This is a genomic window from Nocardia grenadensis (assembly GCF_050942415.1).
In the GTDB taxonomy this organism is placed as follows: domain Bacteria; phylum Actinomycetota; class Actinomycetes; order Mycobacteriales; family Mycobacteriaceae; genus Nocardia; species Nocardia grenadensis.
This window is the reverse complement of sequence record NZ_CP192054.1, coordinates 5,795,255-5,810,514: the sequence shown is the minus strand read 5'-3', so window position 1 is coordinate 5,810,514 and position 15,260 is coordinate 5,795,255. Positions and strand designations below refer to the sequence as shown.

Annotated in this window: 20 protein-coding genes; 10 read left to right on the top strand and 10 right to left on the bottom strand. The window is 68.4% G+C overall.

The genetic code is table 11. From position 1 onward, the window contains the following. Nucleotides 1-18: 18 nt before the first annotated feature. Nucleotides 19-474: a MarR family winged helix-turn-helix transcriptional regulator gene (locus ACQPYS_RS26425; protein WP_433491133.1), complete on the bottom strand. Its 456-nt coding sequence runs from the start codon at nt 472-474 to the stop codon at nt 19-21. A gap of 87 nt (nt 475-561) precedes the next feature. Here ACQPYS_RS26425 and ACQPYS_RS26420 point away from each other — a divergent pair, with 87 nt between their 5' ends. The 3 genes from ACQPYS_RS26420 to ACQPYS_RS26410 all read left to right on the top strand — a co-directional run bounded on the left by ACQPYS_RS26420 (nt 562) and on the right by ACQPYS_RS26410 (nt 1,783). Continuing rightward, nucleotides 562-981 (top strand): VOC family protein, encoded by a 420-nt coding sequence (locus ACQPYS_RS26420; RefSeq protein WP_433491132.1) that lies wholly within the window; start codon nt 562-564, stop codon nt 979-981. A 176-nt stretch (nt 982-1,157) separates the two neighbouring features. After that, nucleotides 1,158-1,313 carry a hypothetical protein gene (locus ACQPYS_RS26415; RefSeq protein WP_433491131.1) on the top strand — a complete coding sequence of 52 codons (156 nt, stop codon included), beginning with the start codon at nt 1,158-1,160 and terminating at the stop codon, nt 1,311-1,313. Next, the gene (locus ACQPYS_RS26410) at nt 1,310-1,783 is read left to right on the top strand and encodes an SRPBCC family protein (RefSeq protein WP_063041908.1); all 474 of its coding nucleotides are present in this window, start codon (nt 1,310-1,312) and stop codon (nt 1,781-1,783) included. Before ACQPYS_RS26415 ends, ACQPYS_RS26410 begins: the two co-directional genes overlap by 4 nt. 156 nt (nt 1,784-1,939) lie before the next feature. Here ACQPYS_RS26410 and ACQPYS_RS26405 read toward each other — a convergent pair whose 3' ends face one another. Next, nucleotides 1,940-2,953, bottom strand: a complete 1,014-nt coding sequence (locus ACQPYS_RS26405) for an aldo/keto reductase (RefSeq protein WP_433491130.1) — start codon at nt 2,951-2,953, stop codon at nt 1,940-1,942. Between the two features lie 101 nt (nt 2,954-3,054). Here ACQPYS_RS26405 and ACQPYS_RS26400 point away from each other — a divergent pair, with 101 nt between their 5' ends. Beyond that, nucleotides 3,055-3,945, top strand: a complete 891-nt coding sequence (locus ACQPYS_RS26400) for a helix-turn-helix transcriptional regulator (RefSeq protein WP_063041904.1) — start codon at nt 3,055-3,057, stop codon at nt 3,943-3,945. Here the strand turns inward: ACQPYS_RS26400 and ACQPYS_RS26395 are convergent. The 4 genes from ACQPYS_RS26395 to ACQPYS_RS26380 all read right to left on the bottom strand — a co-directional run bounded on the left by ACQPYS_RS26395 (nt 3,906) and on the right by ACQPYS_RS26380 (nt 6,785). Continuing rightward, entirely contained in the window at nt 3,906-4,916 is a 1,011-nt protein-coding gene (locus ACQPYS_RS26395) for an aldo/keto reductase (RefSeq protein WP_433491129.1), read from the bottom strand. The genes ACQPYS_RS26400 and ACQPYS_RS26395 overlap by 40 nt on opposite strands. A 16-nt stretch (nt 4,917-4,932) precedes the next feature. Beyond that, nucleotides 4,933-5,379 carry a MerR family transcriptional regulator gene (locus ACQPYS_RS26390; RefSeq protein WP_433491128.1) on the bottom strand — a complete coding sequence of 149 codons (447 nt, stop codon included), beginning with the start codon at nt 5,377-5,379 and terminating at the stop codon, nt 4,933-4,935. Between the two features lie 127 nt (nt 5,380-5,506). Continuing rightward, nucleotides 5,507-6,490, bottom strand: coding sequence for a pirin family protein (locus ACQPYS_RS26385; RefSeq protein ID WP_433491127.1), 984 nt, complete (start codon nt 6,488-6,490; stop codon nt 5,507-5,509). Then, nucleotides 6,483-6,785 (bottom strand): GNAT family N-acetyltransferase, encoded by a 303-nt coding sequence (locus tag ACQPYS_RS26380; protein WP_063041898.1) that lies wholly within the window; start codon nt 6,783-6,785, stop codon nt 6,483-6,485. Before ACQPYS_RS26380 ends, ACQPYS_RS26385 begins: the two co-directional genes overlap by 8 nt. A gap of 200 nt (nt 6,786-6,985) precedes the next feature. On the opposite strand from ACQPYS_RS26380, the gene ACQPYS_RS26375 reads away from it, so the two are divergent. After that, a complete protein-coding gene (locus ACQPYS_RS26375) occupies nt 6,986-7,186 on the top strand; it encodes a hypothetical protein (protein ID WP_063041896.1) in 201 nt (66 codons plus the stop codon). A 3-nt stretch (nt 7,187-7,189) separates the two neighbouring features. Here the strand turns inward: ACQPYS_RS26375 and ACQPYS_RS26370 are convergent, their stop codons facing one another. Further along, the gene (locus ACQPYS_RS26370) at nt 7,190-7,681 is read right to left on the bottom strand and encodes a SixA phosphatase family protein (RefSeq protein WP_433491126.1); all 492 of its coding nucleotides are present in this window, start codon (nt 7,679-7,681) and stop codon (nt 7,190-7,192) included. 176 nt (nt 7,682-7,857) lie between these two features. Between ACQPYS_RS26370 and ACQPYS_RS26365 the strand changes: the two genes are divergently transcribed. Continuing rightward, the gene (locus ACQPYS_RS26365) at nt 7,858-9,534 is read left to right on the top strand and encodes a 4Fe-4S binding protein (protein ID WP_433491125.1); all 1,677 of its coding nucleotides are present in this window, start codon (nt 7,858-7,860) and stop codon (nt 9,532-9,534) included. A gap of 163 nt (nt 9,535-9,697) precedes the next feature. Here ACQPYS_RS26365 and ACQPYS_RS26360 read toward each other — a convergent pair whose 3' ends face one another. From ACQPYS_RS26360 to ACQPYS_RS26350, 3 genes are all read right to left on the bottom strand, one after another. Then, complete coding sequence (locus tag ACQPYS_RS26360) at nt 9,698-10,468, bottom strand: acyl-[acyl-carrier-protein] thioesterase (protein ID WP_063041892.1); 771 nt, start codon at nt 10,466-10,468, stop codon at nt 9,698-9,700. 127 nt (nt 10,469-10,595) lie between these two features. Then, nucleotides 10,596-11,726 carry a transglycosylase SLT domain-containing protein gene (locus tag ACQPYS_RS26355; RefSeq protein ID WP_433491124.1) on the bottom strand — a complete coding sequence of 377 codons (1,131 nt, stop codon included), beginning with the start codon at nt 11,724-11,726 and terminating at the stop codon, nt 10,596-10,598. Then, on the bottom strand, nt 11,723-12,055 hold the full coding sequence (locus tag ACQPYS_RS26350) for a type VII secretion target (RefSeq protein WP_433491123.1): 333 nt from the start codon (nt 12,053-12,055) through the stop codon (nt 11,723-11,725). Before ACQPYS_RS26350 ends, ACQPYS_RS26355 begins: the two co-directional genes overlap by 4 nt. Before the next feature lie 249 nt (nt 12,056-12,304). Between ACQPYS_RS26350 and ACQPYS_RS26345 the strand changes: the two genes are divergently transcribed. From ACQPYS_RS26345 to rpsL, 4 genes are all read left to right on the top strand, one after another. After that, nucleotides 12,305-13,279, top strand: a complete 975-nt coding sequence (locus ACQPYS_RS26345) for an NADPH:quinone oxidoreductase family protein (protein ID WP_433491122.1) — start codon at nt 12,305-12,307, stop codon at nt 13,277-13,279. Between the two features lie 106 nt (nt 13,280-13,385). Next, nucleotides 13,386-13,916, top strand: a complete 531-nt coding sequence (locus ACQPYS_RS26340) for a DUF3558 domain-containing protein (RefSeq protein ID WP_063041944.1) — start codon at nt 13,386-13,388, stop codon at nt 13,914-13,916. A 5-nt stretch (nt 13,917-13,921) separates the two neighbouring features. Then, the gene (locus tag ACQPYS_RS26335; RefSeq protein WP_433491121.1) at nt 13,922-14,476 is read left to right on the top strand and encodes a DUF3558 domain-containing protein; all 555 of its coding nucleotides are present in this window, start codon (nt 13,922-13,924) and stop codon (nt 14,474-14,476) included. A 408-nt stretch (nt 14,477-14,884) separates the two neighbouring features. After that, entirely contained in the window at nt 14,885-15,259 is a 375-nt protein-coding gene (rpsL, locus tag ACQPYS_RS26330; RefSeq protein WP_063041881.1) for a 30S ribosomal protein S12, read from the top strand. Nucleotide 15,260: the final 1 nt, after the last annotated feature.

Below are 15,260 nucleotides of genomic sequence, written 5' to 3'. Positions count from 1 at the left end.
CCGCCGCCCGACCGGTTCTCATTGGTTGTGCGGTAGTTCGTCGGCCAGCCGCTGGAGGTAGCCGGCGAACCGGCGGCGGTCGGCGGGGGACCAATCGCCGGTGAGCCGGTCGAATACCTGCCGTTGCCAATTGTGCGCGTCGGCCAGCAGGCGGGTACCTGCCGGGGTGAGGTGCAGGGCGGTGCGGCGCCGGTCCAGGTCGGATTCGCGGCGTGAGAGGTAACCGGCGGTGGTGGCGTCACGGACCATCCGGCTGGCTCCGGAATGATCGAGACCGAGCTGGTGGGCGACCGCGGTGATGGTCGCCTCGGCGGGGGCCTCGGCGGCACCTGCCACCGCCTCCACGACCTGGACGTGCTGGGCGTTGCCCAGCTCCGCGCCCCCGGCGGCGCGCTGTATCCAGCGCCGGGACCAGAACCGGACCAGGCGGAACAGGGCGGGCCCGCCGTCTGCGGGGGTGGAGCTGCCGCTCATATGGACCAATCTATCCTCTTCGAGAATTTATGTGTGATGTGCATGTAAATTATATGTGTAATGCATGCAATTGAGAGGAGGGGTCCCATGTCCGGTCCGAATAGCGCCCCGCGCATCGTGCTCGACCACACCATCGTCCCGGTGTCGGATCGTGCGGCGGGGGCGAGGTTCTTCGCCGAACTCATGGGGTTGGCGGTGGGTGATCCGGCCGCCCCGTTCGTGCCGGTGCGGGTGAACGAGGATCTGACCTTCGATTTCGACGATCGCGGCCGGGTCGAGCCGGGTCATTACGGCTTCCAGGTGGACGAGGTCACCTTCGACGCGGTGCTGCGAAGGCTGGCGCGATGGCCCGGGGTCGAGTACGGGTCCGGGCCCGAGAACGGCTGGGACCGGGAAATCAACCATCTGAGCGGCGGCCGCGGTGTGTACGTCCGATCGCCGGAAGGGCACAGCTACGAAATATTCAGCGTCGCCGGTTGGCAGGGCGCGCCGGGCGATCAATTCTGAACTAGATGGTTCAGTATGAGTCCATGGACGCTTCCTCCGGGGCGCTCGCGGACCCCACCCGGCGGGGCATCCTCGAGCTACTCGGCTGTGCCCGGCCACCGTCAGCGAGCTGGCGCAGGACTTCTCGATGACCCTCACCGGCATCAAGAAGCATCCGGTTGCTAGAGGACGCGGGCATGGTGTCACGGGAAACAGGGCCGGATCCGGTACTGCCGGGTCGGGCCCGATGTTTTCCGAGTGAGGTGGCCTGGCTGAAGGTCTACCGGCAGATGCTGGAGGCACGTATGGACCGTCGCGGCGAATTCCTGCAAGGAACGGAGCACAAACCATGAGCACTGCCACCGGAGAAGCCGTCGTCACCGCGGCCGCGGATCGCGAGATCAGGATCGAGCGGGTTTTCGACGCCCCGCGCGAACGGGTGTGGGACGCCTACACCCGCCTTGAACAACTCACCCAATGGTGGGGCCGGGGCAATCGAATCGATGTCGAGCGCTGGGAGTTCCGGGTCGGCGGACACTGGCGGTTCGTCGAAGAGGCCGACGGGCAGTCGCACGGGTTCGAAGGACGGATCCGCGAGATCGTGCCGCAGGAGCGGATCGTGCAGTCCTTCGAATGGGACGGGATGCCCGCACACGTCGCCATCGACACCGCAACCTTCGAGGATCTGGGTGACGGGCGGACCCGGGTGGTCACGGTCAGCCAATTCCATACTCCGGAGGAGCGGGACGGCATGCTGCAATCCGGGATGGCCGACGGGCTCAATGCCAGCTACCGGGCGCTGGACGCACTGCTGGCGAAATGAGTCCCTCGTCGCAGGCCCCGGCCGTCCGCCGGGGCCCGCGACGAGGCGTGTCGGCCAACCGATCCGGGTCGGGTGCGGGGCTCCGCTCCGGCGTCGGCCGGTTGTTCGAGGTGAGGTGCTCTTGCCCGATCGGGTCCCTTTCCCGCTCGGCCGGGTTCAGCTCTCGCTGTCGAGTGCGCTCATCTGCGCCTCCGCGTACCGGCCACCCGCTACCGCCGCGGCCGGAGCCGCGGCCTCGATCGCGGCGACATCGGCCGCGGTGAGAGCTATATCGAGCGCGCCGAGGGCCTCCGACCAGCGGGTGCGGGTGCGCGCCCCGATCAGCGGAACGATATCGTCGCCGCGGCTCAGTACCCAGGAGATGGCCAGCTGGGCGGTGGAAACGCCCTTGTCCCGCGCCAGCGCGGCCAGCGCTCCGACCAGTTCCAGGTTCGCGGTGAGGTTGTCGCCCTGGAAACGCGGGGTGTGGGCGCGGTAATCGGCCGGACGGAAACCGGCGGTGCGGCCGGGCGCGGTATCGCTGAGCAGGCCCCGTGAGAGCACAGCGTAGGCGGTGATGCCGATGCCGAGTTCGCGGCAGACGGGCAGGATCTCGGTTTCGATTCCGCGGGAGAACAGCGAGTACTCGATCTGCAGGTCGGCGATCGGGTGTACCGCCGCCGCCCGGCGCAGGGTTTCGGCGCCCACCTCGGACAGGCCGATATACCGCACATACCCCGCGTCGACGAGTTCGGCGATGGCGCCCACGGTGTCCTCGATCGGTACCGCCGGGTCCAGCCGTGCCGGGCGGTAGATGTCGACATGCTCGACCCCGAGTCGGCGCAGACTGTAGCTCAGGAAGTTGCGCAGTGCCGCCGGACGGTTGTCGAACCCTTGCCAGCTGCCATCCGGTCCGATCATGCCGCCGAACTTCACGCTGAGGATCGTCTCCTCCCGCGGACGGTCGGCGATGGCCCGACCCACCAGCAACTCGTTGTGGCCCATACCGTAGAAATCGCCGGTATCGACGAGTCGGGCGCCGGAATCGAGTGCGGCGTGCACGGTGGCCGTCGATTCGGTCTCGTCGGCGGGGCCGTAGGATCCCGACATTCCCATCGCGCCGAGACCGATCCGCCCGACCGTCGGCCCGGTGCTGCCGAGTTGTGCGACCGCGATCTGTGTATTCGTCATACCGACCACGGTGGTGGACGGGGCGCGCCCGTGGCAGAGACGCTTTATCGGGGGAGCGGCGATCCCTGGCCGACCGCGCGGCGGTGCGCGACAGTGGAGGTATGGATCGCAGCGAACTCGCCGATTTTCTCCGTCGCCGCCGGGAGCAGTTGACTCCCGAGTCGGTCGGCCTGCCGCCGGGAACCCGCCGCCGCACCCCGGGCCTGCGCCGTGACGAAGTGGCGCAGCTGGCCGGGATCTCCACCGACTACTACACGCGGCTGGAGCAGGCGCGCGGCCCCCGGCCATCGACCCAGGTGCTCGCCGCCCTGACCCGTGCGCTGCGCTGTACCGCCGACGAACGCGATCACATCTATCTCCTGTGCGAACACGCGCCGCCCGGCGGCAGCCGGACCGATAAGCACGTCGGGCCGGGACTGATGCACGTACTCGCGAAACTGGACGATATCCCGGCGGCGGTCATCACGGACCTCGGCGAATGCCTGGTGCAGAACCGGATGCACACTCTGCTGTTCGGCGATCAGGCCGAACAGCAGGGCTGGGGCCGGTTCTACGCCTGGCGGTGGTTCACCGAACCGGAAGCCCGCGCGCTCGCCCGGGTACAGGACACCGACGGGCTCGCCCGCCGGCAGGTGGCCGATCTGCGGGCGACCGCCGCGCGCCGGCCGAAGGATCCCGACGTCATCGAGTTCATCGGCGCGCTGCGCGCGAACAGTCCGGAGTTCGAGCGGCTCTGGAACGAACACGAGGTGGCGGTCCGGCACTCCGATACCAAGAGCGCGGTGCACCCGGAGGTCGGCGTGATCGACATGTTCTGCGAGACCATGCTGACCCCCAGCGCCACCCAGCGGTTGCTCATCTACTGGCCACTGCCGGGTACCGATGCCGCGGAGAAGATGGAACTGCTGCGCGTCATCGGCAACCAGCGGCTGGGGGAGCCGGAGCAGCCGTCCTACTCGCGACCGGCCGAGGTGAACGACATATCGGCGTAGCGCGGTCCGGCCACCTGCGCGGCGATCGGCTCCAGCCGATCCAGTTCCGCGGCGGTCAGGGTGACCGCGGCCGCGGCGGCGTTCTCCGCGAGCCGGGTCCGGCGGCGGGTGCCGGGAATGGGTACCACCGGCAGCCCGTGCACCTGTCCTCGCGACTGCACCCAGGCCAGCGCGATCTGGGCGGGCGTGAGTTCGCGCGCTTGCGCGATAGCGTGCAGCGGTGCGAGAAGGGCGGCGTTGTGCGCGGCATTGTCGCCGGTGAAACGCGGCATCTGTCGCCGGAAATCGCTGTCGCTCAGGTCGTCGGTGCCGGGCAGGGCGCCGGTGAGGAAACCCCGGCCCAGCGGTGAATAGGGCACGAAGGTGACACCCAGTTCGGCGGCGGCGGGAACCGCCGTGCGCTCGACGTCGCGAGAGAACAGCGACCACTCCGACTGCACCGCCGCGATCGGATGGACCGCGTGCGCGGCGCGCAGTTCCGCCCCGGTGACCTCGGACAAGCCGAGCGCGCGCACCTTGCCCGCGCGCACCAGCTCCGCCATCGCCCCCACGCTGTCCTCGATCGGTACCCCGGGATCGCGTCGGTGCATGTAGTACAGGTCGATGGTGTCGGTGCCGAGGCGGCGCAGGCTGGCGTCGACGGCCTGCCGGATGTAGTCGGGGGAGTTGTCGATGCCGCGATAGTGCGGGTCGTCGGCCCGGCGGACGATCGCGAACTTGGTGGCCAGCACGATCCGGTCCCGGTTCGCGCGGACGAAATCGCTCAGGAATTCCTCGTTGTCGCCGGAACCGTAGATATCGGCGGTGTCGAACAGGGTGATGCCGAGTTCGAGGGCGCGGTCCAGGGTCGCGCGGGATTCCGCGCGGTCGGTGGGGCCGTAGAACTCGCTCATACCCATGCAGCCCAGCCCTTGGACACCCACCCGGATTCCGGTGGTGCCCAGCGGGGCGGTCGGCAGTACTTCGGTCATGGTCTCGGATATCCCTTCACGATGCTGCGTTATCGGGTGACCGGGTGGCGTCGCCGGGGACGTGCTGCTCGTAGAGCGAGATCTTGTGATCCAGCACCGCCACGGTTTGTTCGAGTTCGGCGATACGTTCGAGGACGTCGGCGCGGGTCTTGCGGAACATCGCGAGCCGTTCGGGGATGGTGCTCGAGCCGGCGCGGACCAGTTCGGCGTAGCGGATCATGTCCGCCACCGTCATACCGGTGGTACGCAAACGGGTGATCAGCGTCAGCCAGTCCAGGTCGCGGTCGCTGAACCGGCGTTTGCCGGTGTGGTCGCGGCCGATATGCGCCAGTAGGCCGATGCGCTCGTACCAGCGCAGCGTGTCCTGGCTCAGGCCGCAGTGCCGGGCCGCCGCCCCGATCGAATGCCGGGGAAGTTCCCGAGCCGGATCGGTGAGGTCCGGGCCGGGGTCGGAGATACTCACGCCGCCTACTCTCCTTGCCGAAAATACTGCACCACAATGCTTTCCGTGTGGCGCTCGATATCCTCTCGTCGAACGAGGACAACGTTATCCACCTGGAGTGCACTCCAGGCAAGCATTGCTCGGCGGATCAGCTGCCGTGTGGTCGCCGGGCCCGGGGTTTCAACTGCCCACCGGGCATGGGTGGCGCAGGAATGCGCTGGTCCGGGGTATGGCCGGTGATATCACCGAAACGCTCGGTGTTGTGCGACTCCCAATCCGCGCGGGCCGCCACGATCTCCGCGTGCTCGCGCGCGACGAAGTTCCACCACATCACCAGTTCCTCCGCCAGCGGCTCCCCGCCGATCAAGGCGAACCGGCCGCCGGAGTCGCTGGACAGGTCGAGGCTGTCGCGGCCGGTGCCCAGATACAGCAGCGGGCCCGGCGTGAGCTCGCACCCGGCGGCGGTGAACGTGCCCTCGATCGCCAGCAGCGCGTACTCGTACTCCGGCTCCAGTGGCAGCGTGGCCGCGGTCGCGGGATCGATCTCGATATCGGCTCCCACCAAGGGGGTGTAGATCGTCGCCGGCGAGGTCACCCCGGCCAGCGAACCCAGCAGCACGGTCGCGCGTAGACCCGGGGCGGTGCGGACGGGTAGATCCCGATGCTGTTCGAAATGGGGCGCGATATCGCGGTGCCCCTCCGGCAGCGCGACCCACAACTGCAGCCCGCGCCCGGCGGGCGCCTCGGGCACCGTGTACTCCGAGTGGGCGATCCCGCGCCCGGAGGTCATCAGATTGAGCTGGCCGGGTTCGATGCGCACATCCGAGCGCACCGAATCCCGGTGCCGGATCATTCCCTCGAATGGCCAGGTGACGGTCTGCAGGCCGATATGCGGATGCGGATCGATATCCGGCGGCGCGTCGGTGACGGTCACCGTCGGAGCGCCGAAATAGTCCAGGAAACACCAGGCCCCGACGGTCGACAGCTCGCGCTGCGGCAGGGTCCGTTCCACATAGGTGCCGCGCACACCGCCCAGCGGCACTTCCCGGGCCGGATACAGCCGCGTTATCGGCCCCGGCCCGGTCCCCGGCTCGCACAGGGTCTCGGTGGGGTGCGGATCGAGGTCACTCACCGCCGACCACGTGCTCGTTGTACTGCGGATGCTTCTCCAGATAGCTCCGGATGAACGGGCACTCGGGCCGGATCTTGCGCCCGCGGTCCACGGTGTCGGAGATCGCGAACTCGGCCAGCCGGCTGCCCAGCCCCTTACCGCCGAACTCCGGCCCGATCTCGGTATGGGTGAAGACGGTTTCCCCGCCGCGCTCGGTGTACTCGGCGAACCCGGCCAGTTCGGCGCCGTACCACACCTCGTAACGGTTCTCGCCGGGGTTGCGCACCACCTTGCTCTGCTCGGTCGCTTCGGTCATCTCCGCGGCTCCTTTCCGTGTCGGGCTATCTGCGCATGGCGCCACGACCCGGGGCCGTACCGCCGAGCGCCAGCGTACTCAGCCGTCCGAGACCCGACGCCGCGCTCCGACGGGCCACATGGCCGGGTTTGTCCAGGGGGGTCACCGGCCGGAACGCGCACGTGCCAGCGCATCCGGGGTCCGGCACGTAGCCTGGGAGGATGGCCAAGGAAATCGACCGGGTCCGGGCGCGTTCGGCGTGGGCCACGGTCCGGGAGAGCCCGGTGATCACCGCTATCGCGGTGGCGCCGGTCGTGGTGGTGTTCGGTCTGGTCTGGTGGCTGATCGGCGGCTGGGCGGCGTTCCTGCTGCTCGTCGTGCTCGGCGCCGGCGCGGTGTTCGGCGGTAAACTGCTGCGCTGAGTGTCAGCGCGGTACGTGGAAGCCCACCAAGTCGCCCGTACCCGGGCCGACCCGGTCCCATGCGCCAGGTATACGCAGCACCGCCAGCGCGGACGTGGGGAACTTGCGGCTCAACCGCACGGCATCCTCGGTATCGCGCGCGGCGGCGAGGTCCCACGCCGTCCACGGCAGACCGGGTGCGTGCCCGATCACGAGCAGGGTGGAGACAGCGGGGTCGGTGAGCCCGACCAGTTCGATCAGATAGTCGGTCGTGGCCTCGTAGATCCCGGACTCGAACGCGACCGGCGCGGTGATACCGGTGGCGGTGAGCGTTTCCCGGGTACGGGTCGCGGTGGAACAACGCACCGCGTCGATCGGCGGCTGGTTCGCCCGCAGCCAGGTGCTCGCCAATGCCGCCTCTCGCTTCCCGCGCGGCGCCAGCGGGCGCTCGTGGTCCTCGATTCCGGCCGGGTACGCCGATTTCCCGTGCCGCATCAAGATCAGAGTCCGAACCATGGCTCCACCGTAGGCACCCTCGGTGCGGAGATCCACAACACACTCGAGGCAAACTGAAAGCGGCGTCACAATGGAGGGAGGCCCGGTGATCCCGGTCCATGCTCAGTCGTCACGCCCTGCCACCCGCGACCCGGACGGCACCAGCCCGCATATAAGTCTCGAGGATCTGCACAAATATGGCCTACGTAATCACGCAGCGTTGCTGTAACGACGCGAGCTGCGTTTCCGAGTGCCCGGTCGACTGCATCCGCCCGACTCCGGATCAGCCGGAATTCGCCACGACCGAAATGCTCTACATCGACCCCGACACCTGCATCGACTGCGGCGCCTGTGTCGACGCGTGCCCGGTGGAGGCCATCTTCTCCGAGGACGATCTGTCCGCGTCGCTGGCCCGCTTCCGGGAGATCAACGCGGCCTGGTTCGAGCGGCATCCGCTGGAGTCGAACCTGGATCCGATCGCGACCCCCGTGCGGCCGCCCAAGGATCTGGGTACGTTGCGGGTCGCCATCGTCGGCGCCGGCCCGGCGGCCGCCTACGCGGCCGACGAACTGTTGCGGCGCTGCGATGTCCAGGTGGAGATGTTCGACCGGCTGCCCACGCCGTGGGGCCTGGTCCGCGCCGGGGTGGCCCCCGACCATCCCGGCACCAAAACGGTCGCGGGCATGTTCGAATCGGCATTCCGGCGCGACACCCTGCAGTACTACCTGAACGTCGAGGTCGGCAAGCACATCACCCACGAGGAACTGCTGGCCCATCATCACGCGGTTCTCTACGCGGTGGGCGCGTCCTCGGATCGGCGGATGGGTATCCCGGGCGAAGATCTGCCGGGCAGCCATTCCGCGACCGAGTTCGTGGCCTGGTACAACGGGCATCCCGACTACGCCGACCGGGTCTTCGACCTCTCCGACGAACGGGCGGTCATCGTCGGCAACGGCAATGTCGCGCTCGATGTCGCCCGCGTGCTGACCGTGGATCCCGACGAGCTGGCGAAAACCGATATCGCCGACCACGCCCTGGCCGCCCTGCGCGGCAGCAATATTCGCGAGGTCGTGGTGCTGGGCCGGCGGGGTCCGCTGCAAGCCGCCTACACCTCACCGGAGTTCCTGGCGCTGGCGCACCTGTCCGGAGTCGATATCGTCATCGACCCGGCCGAACTGGAACTCGATCCGGCCTCGCAGGCGCTGCTCGACCACCCGGACGTCGAACCCTCGCTGAAACTGAAGTACGCGCTCGCCGAGGAATTCGCCGCGAAACCGCCGGCCGAGGGCAACAAGCGGATCGTGTTCAAGTACCTGGCCGCCCCCACGGCGCTCACCGGTACCGACAAGGTCGAAGCACTCGAGTACGCCCGCAACGAACTGGTGGAAGAGGACGGAATCCTCAACGCCCGCCCCACCGGTGAGGTCGGTAGCCTCCCGGCGTCGCTGGTGCTGCGGTCCATCGGCTACCGTGGACGGCCGGTCCCCGACCTGCCCTTCGATGACAAGCGCGCGGTGGTCCCCAACGAACACGGTCGCGTGATAGGCGCCGACGGTCGGCCTCTCACCGGGGTGTACGTGAGCGGCTGGATCAAACGCGGCCCGCGCGGTGTCATCGGCTCCAACCGGGTCGACTCCGAGGAAACGGTCGAGGGCCTGATCGCCGACTTCATCGCCGGCAAGCTGGCCGCTCCGACCGCCGACCGGGACGCATTGCGCGCCCTGGTCCGGGAACGCCAGCCGGACCTGGTGGACCGCGTCGGCTGGAAGGCCATCGACCAGGCCGAACGCGGCGCCGGCAAGGACTCCGGCCGGCCTCGGGTCAAATTCACCACCCTCGCCGACCTGCTCCAGGCGGCCAAGGGCGGTAGCTGACGGCGAGTCGCGGCGGCGGGCCGGTTACCGGGCCGCGCGGCGGAGTGGGTCCGTGCCCCCTCCAGGTCGTTCGCCGCGACCGAAAGGCTCGGGGTCGGACGCCCCGACCCCGAGCTTCCCGGTACACCGCCACCACCGCCGACTCCCGGCCGGTTCTCGTGGTCTACAGCGGCGCGATACGGACGATCGTGGTGGTGATCCCGTCCACCACGAACCACAGGCGCAGGGTCGGCCGGCCCGTGGTCCGGTCTCCGGGTTCGTATCGGCTGCGGATGCTGATGTGCTGCCGGGCCAGGACCGGCGCAACGTATTCGATGACCGCGCGGTGCGGGCCACTGACCAGTTTGGGGTAGTCGACCAGATACTGCTCGACGGCCTGCCAGTAGCAGGTGTTGTTCACATGGTTGTACTGGTCGATATCGGTGGCCCGCAGTGGGAACGGCAGGTCGGTGTCGGATTCGGGTGGCGCGGGGTCGGTGAGCCAGGGGCGCCAGCGGAGTCGTTGTTCGGCGGTGGTCCGGGCGAGGTAGGCCAGGCCCGCATCGCTGATCCGGGCGGGCATATTGTTCGACTCGTTGATATTGATCCAGAAACCTTCGGTTTCGATCAGACCGCCCCGGTCGCTGGTGATGCGCACTCGCATATTCGCCCAGCGGGTGGACATACTCGAACACCAGCGTCGCAGGTGGACGTGGTCGGGCCAAAAAACCGGGCGGACCACGTCGATGACCGTGCGCCGGATGATCCAGCTCGGGTCGCTCTGTTCCAGGATCGACTGCTGGAGGTCTTCCCAGGCGATGTCCTGGAGGTAGCGGGCGACACCGTCGAGGCGCACACGGTTGTACGGGTCCACGTCGCCGGCTCGCACCGGCCACGCTGTAGCGAACCCCGTGCCCTCCTGGGGAAGCGGGGCGAGCGGCTGATCGAGTGACACTTGTGCTCCTCGCGCGGCGGGTTGGGCCGCGGTACTTCTACGTGTTTCCTGTGAGACGACTTTACGGGGCCTGTGTCACCGCGCCACGCCGAGCCGTCGGTTCGCCGTGCTCGGCGGGTGGCGGCGGTCAGTATCCGACGTAGCCGGTGCCGTTGGACACCCCGACCACTCCTGGCACATTGCCGAGCGAACCGTACCGGTCGATGGCGTATCGCGTACCGGCGATGATGTTGTCCACCGGGTTCCAGATATCGCCGTGACCGGGCAGCGAATAGGAGTTGAAGGTCGGGTCGATGGTCTGCATGAGGCCCTTCGACGGGATACCGGCCGCGGCGTTGCTGTCCCACAGATTGATCGCGTTCGGATTGCCACCGGATTCGCGTTCGATGATCAGCGCGATGGTGGCGGCCTCGGAATCGTCGATGTCGTAGCCGTTCTCGCGCAGCACCCGGATGGCTTCCTCGATCCATTCGGCCCGGTCCCCGGTGGGCATGGTGGTGGGGGCGGTGCCGGAGGAGAGCGCGGGGCCGCCGCTGTCGGTGGCGGTGCCGCCCATCAGCGAACTCGTCGGCGAGCCGCTGGTGGTGGGGTATCCGGCGGCGGTCTGCGGATTGTCGCCTGTGGACGGCGGCGCAGTGGCGGCCGGGACCGTGGGCGCGGCGGCGGGTGGGGTGCCCGGTTCGCCCAGGGTGGCGTAGGCGTTCTCGAGTTCGGTGACGGCCTGCTGTACCTGGTTGGCGGCCCGCTCGGCGGTGTCCTCGGCGGTTTTCAGGGCGTTCACGAGATGCCATTGATGCGAGGCCGCCACGAGTCGCTGACCGAGTTCGGTGCGCTGCATCTCGGGGGAATCGGCGGTATCTCCGGCGGCTCGGCGCAGGTAGTCGATCCGCGCCTGGGCGCTGACGGTGCCGTCGTCGGCGACCTCGAATGCCGGTAGCGGTGGTTGTGCGGTATCGCGAGCGGTATCACGCCACCGCAGGGCCTTGTTCCTGGCCTCGATCAGATTGGTCAGTTCGGCGCGCAGGGCGGTATCGAGTTTCAGCAGCGCCGCGCTCACCGCTCCGGTGCGGGTCCGTTCGGTGTCCATCCGAGTATTAGCGGCGGCCCCGGCGGGCCCGGCCCAGTTCATCGCCCGGGTGTCGGTGACCGCGCCGCCGGTGAGCTGGTCGAGCCGGCCGGCCAGGGTGGTCGCGTGGGTGGCGGCCGCGGTGAGGTGATCGGTCTGCCACTGTTCTACGTTGCCGAGGGTGAGGGTCATACCGAGGTCTCCATTCCCACGGTGGTGAGCGCCTCGGTGACCTCCGCTTCGGTCATCTCGTAGTCGCCCGCGCTGGTGCCCAGGGTGTCGGCGATGGTGGTGAGCCGGTCGCTCACCCGGCGCAGGCAGTCGGCGGCGAGGTCGGCGGCGCGTTGTGCGGGCGGGCCGAAAACAGTGCCGGGTAGTGCGGTGGCCGCCGCGGCGAACACCCCGGCGGCGTCGAGTGCGGTGACGGCGTCCGCCTCGGTGTCGAGCCGACCGGCGAAGCCGCGCAGCAGCCCGGGATCGACCCGGACCGCGGTACCGGGTGCGCTCGCCTCTTCGTTCATCTGTCCCCCAGGGATTCCCGCCCGTTGTTCGTGGCCGAGCCTAACAAAACGACGCTTTCCCCGAGGCGTGCTCGACCAGCGGTGATCGGTCGACGCCGTCGCTCGTACGCGCCGGTGCGGCCCGGCCCGGCCCGGGCGGGGATGGACTCGGGCCGGTGGCGCCGATTAAGTTGATGAGGACGGGCGGATTGGTACATATCGACTGGCGCGTATCTATAACCGCCGGTCGGCGAACAGAGAGGTCGGCATATGCGCGCAGCTCAGGTCAGCAAACTCGGGGGACCGGAGGCAATCGAGATCGTCGACATCCCGGAACCGCAGCCGCTGCCCGGCGGTGTGGTGATCGATGTGCACGCCGCCGGGGTGGCCTTCCCCGACGTACTGATGACCCGCGGGCTCTACCAGATGAAACCCCAGCTGCCATTCGTGGTCGGTGGCGAGGTCGCGGGTGTGGTGCGCGAGGCGCCCGCGGGATCGCATGTGAAACCCGGCGACCGCGTCTGTGCCCTCACCATGCTCGGCGGCGCCATGGCCGAAGTCGCCAGTACCGCCGCCGAGATGGTTTTCAAACTCCCGGACAACATCTCCTTCGAGGCGGGCGCCGGAATCCTGTTCAACGATCTCACCGTGCACTTCTGCCTGCGCAACCGCGGCCGCCTCGCCGAAGGTGAATCCGTGCTGGTCCACGGCGCTGCCGGCGGGATCGGCACCTCCACCCTGCGGCTGGCGGGCGCACTGGGCGCCGGCCGGGTGATCGCGGTGGTGAGCACCGAGGAGAAGGCCGAGATCGCTCGTGCGCACGGCGCCACCGATGTCGTACTCACCGACGGCTGGCTGGACCGGGTCAAAGAACTCACCGACAACCGCGGGGTCGATATCGTGCTCGACCCGGTGGGCGGCGATCGCTTCACCGACAGCATCCGCTCGCTGGCCCGCGGCGGCCGGCTGCTGGTGGTCGGCTTCACCGGCGGCGATATCCCGACGGTGAAGGTGAACCGGCTGCTGCTGAAGAATGTCGAGGTCGTCGGCGCGGGCTGGGGTGAATGGATGCTCTCGCACCCGGGATATCTGGCCGAGCAATGGGCCGAGGTGGAGCCGCTGTTCGCCGCCGGCAAGATCGCCGCGCCGCAGGCGGTGCTGTTCCCGCTGGAGCAGGCCGCGCAGGCGGTGGCCTCGCTGGAAAAGCGTGCCGCCACCGGCAAAGTCGTGGTCGCCGTTCGCTGAATACCTCCGGCCCGCGGTGCGAGCCGCGGGCCGGACCACCCGGCCGCAAACCATCGGCGACCTGCACCGCCGCCGGGAGCGATCTTTCGTCGGTATTGTGCACGGCATGCGGATCAGGTCGGCGATAGTCCTCGGGTTAACCGCGGCGTTTGCTCTGACGGGCTGCGGATCCGACCAGGGCTCCGAGGAAGCCGACGGGCCGCGCGGTCCGGCGCCGAAGGTGGCCGCGCTCGGTCCGTTCGTGGGGGAATGCGGACATGTCACCGACAACGAGGTGCGTGACCTGGGGGGCCTGCGGCAGATCGTCCAGTCGTACAAGAACGCGGTCGGCTGCAACTGGCAGTCGGGTGGACTGGGCGGTGCCTCGATCACCTTCGCCTCCTACCGCGGTAGCCCGCTGGAAAGAGAGAAGGCCTGGGTCACCACGCACGGCCGGCCGCCGGAACCGATCACCGTCGGCGGCCGGAACGGTTTCGCGGCACTCGATCCCACCGGCACCATCTGCGATCTCGCGGTCCAGTTGGACGACGATTTCTTCGAATGGTCGACCTCGCTGGGTTCGTTCGGTACCGACCGCGGCAATCCGTGCGATCGCAGCCGAGCGCTGGCCGAACTGACCATCGAGCGGCTGGGGTGAAGAGGATGCGACGTCTGCGAACCCGCCACCGGCGACTGCGCACCGCCGCCGCGGCACTGGCCCTGCCGGTGATCGCGGTGCTCGGTGTCGGCTGCGGCACTACCGTGGAAGGGACCGCGCTACCGGTCGGTGGCGGCGAATCGGTGAATACCGACCACATCGACAAGCTGCTCCGTGAATGCGATGTGGTGACCGACCAGCAGATCATCGACGCGCTCGGCGGCAACACCTATATCAGCGACTCGTTCTTCGGGGCCGTCTGCATGTGGGATATCGGCGGTGGCTCGGGAATGCTCACGCTCAACTGGTACGAGAACGGGTCGTTGCGCACCGAACAGGCGACCAACGACAAACTCGGTTACACCAGCACCAAAACCACCGTGCAGGGGACGATCGCACTGGAGATCCGGCGGCCGAACGATCCGAGGTCGTGCGGGATGACCGCGAGTGCCGCCGATTCCGGGGTGATCGGCTGGTGGGTGAACTCCTCGGGCGGGACGGCCGACCCGTGCGCCGCCGCCAAGAAATTGCTCGAGCTGACGCTCAATATCGCCCGTTAGCTGCTCCGATGTGCGGCGCGGTACGCGCCCTGCGAATCCGGGCAGGTCGGGGAACAAGCGGCGGGTGTCCGGCGGTTGAGAAGGGATCGCGAGAATGCCCGGGGAGGGCCGAGAGCCGGAATCCGAGGGGCCGACAGCGGCCCGCCATATCACAACATCACCCCGGTTTTGACCCTATTCACCACGCCCGAGTACAGTGGACCGCTGTGCCCGGAAGGATACGGGCAAGTTCGAGCGTAGACGTAGGCCAGCGAGAGCGGCTGACGATTCCAGCGTGCCTGTAAATCGGGCGCTGAACTGCGCGCGACACGCCCGACCTCGGGACGCGAGAAACGTGGTTGGACGTGCGGGTGAAAGCTCGATGAACAGCCCTGACACCGCCATAACCGATAAAAGGAAAGCCGGTATATGCCAACCATCAACCAGCTGGTCCGCAAGGGTCGCCGCGACAAGGTCTCCAAGACCAAGACCGCGGCCCTCAAGGGGAGCCCGCAGCGTCGTGGCGTGTGCACCCGCGTGTACACCACCACCCCCAAGAAGCCGAACTCCGCGCTGCGGAAGGTCGCGCGTGTGAAGCTGACCAGCGCGGTCGAGGTCACGGCTTACATCCCCGGTGAAGGCCACAACCTGCAGGAGCACTCGATGGTGCTCGTGCGCGGCGGTCGTGTGAAGGACCTTCCGGGTGTGCGTTACAAGATCATCCGGGGCTCGCTCGATACCCAGGGTGTGAAGAACCGCAAGCAGGCCCGCAGCCGTTACGGCGCCAAGAAGGAGAAGAGCTGAT

Excerpts from the sequence above, each read along its gene's own strand:
- ACQPYS_RS26425 (WP_433491133.1), bottom strand. The coding sequence starts at position 474 with ATGAGCGGCAGCTCCACCCCCGCAGACGGCGGGCCCGCCCTGTTCCGC.
- ACQPYS_RS26420 (WP_433491132.1), top strand. The coding sequence starts at position 562 with ATGTCCGGTCCGAATAGCGCCCCGCGCATCGTGCTCGACCACACCATC.
- ACQPYS_RS26415 (WP_433491131.1), top strand. The coding sequence starts at position 1,158 with ATGGTGTCACGGGAAACAGGGCCGGATCCGGTACTGCCGGGTCGGGCC.
- ACQPYS_RS26410 (WP_063041908.1), top strand. The coding sequence starts at position 1,310 with ATGAGCACTGCCACCGGAGAAGCCGTCGTCACCGCGGCCGCGGATCGC.
- ACQPYS_RS26405 (WP_433491130.1), bottom strand. The coding sequence starts at position 2,953 with ATGACGAATACACAGATCGCGGTCGCACAACTCGGCAGCACCGGGCCG.
- ACQPYS_RS26400 (WP_063041904.1), top strand. The coding sequence starts at position 3,055 with ATGGATCGCAGCGAACTCGCCGATTTTCTCCGTCGCCGCCGGGAGCAG.
- ACQPYS_RS26395 (WP_433491129.1), bottom strand. The coding sequence starts at position 4,916 with ATGACCGAAGTACTGCCGACCGCCCCGCTGGGCACCACCGGAATCCGG.
- ACQPYS_RS26380 (WP_063041898.1), bottom strand. The coding sequence starts at position 6,785 with ATGACCGAAGCGACCGAGCAGAGCAAGGTGGTGCGCAACCCCGGCGAG.
- ACQPYS_RS26375 (WP_063041896.1), top strand. The coding sequence starts at position 6,986 with ATGGCCAAGGAAATCGACCGGGTCCGGGCGCGTTCGGCGTGGGCCACG.
- ACQPYS_RS26370 (WP_433491126.1), bottom strand. The coding sequence starts at position 7,681 with ATGGTTCGGACTCTGATCTTGATGCGGCACGGGAAATCGGCGTACCCG.
- ACQPYS_RS26365 (WP_433491125.1), top strand. The coding sequence starts at position 7,858 with ATGGCCTACGTAATCACGCAGCGTTGCTGTAACGACGCGAGCTGCGTT.
- ACQPYS_RS26355 (WP_433491124.1), bottom strand. The coding sequence starts at position 11,726 with ATGACCCTCACCCTCGGCAACGTAGAACAGTGGCAGACCGATCACCTC.
- ACQPYS_RS26350 (WP_433491123.1), bottom strand. The coding sequence starts at position 12,055 with ATGAACGAAGAGGCGAGCGCACCCGGTACCGCGGTCCGGGTCGATCCC.
- ACQPYS_RS26345 (WP_433491122.1), top strand. The coding sequence starts at position 12,305 with ATGCGCGCAGCTCAGGTCAGCAAACTCGGGGGACCGGAGGCAATCGAG.
- ACQPYS_RS26340 (WP_063041944.1), top strand. The coding sequence starts at position 13,386 with ATGCGGATCAGGTCGGCGATAGTCCTCGGGTTAACCGCGGCGTTTGCT.
- ACQPYS_RS26335 (WP_433491121.1), top strand. The coding sequence starts at position 13,922 with ATGCGACGTCTGCGAACCCGCCACCGGCGACTGCGCACCGCCGCCGCG.
- rpsL (WP_063041881.1), top strand. The coding sequence starts at position 14,885 with ATGCCAACCATCAACCAGCTGGTCCGCAAGGGTCGCCGCGACAAGGTC.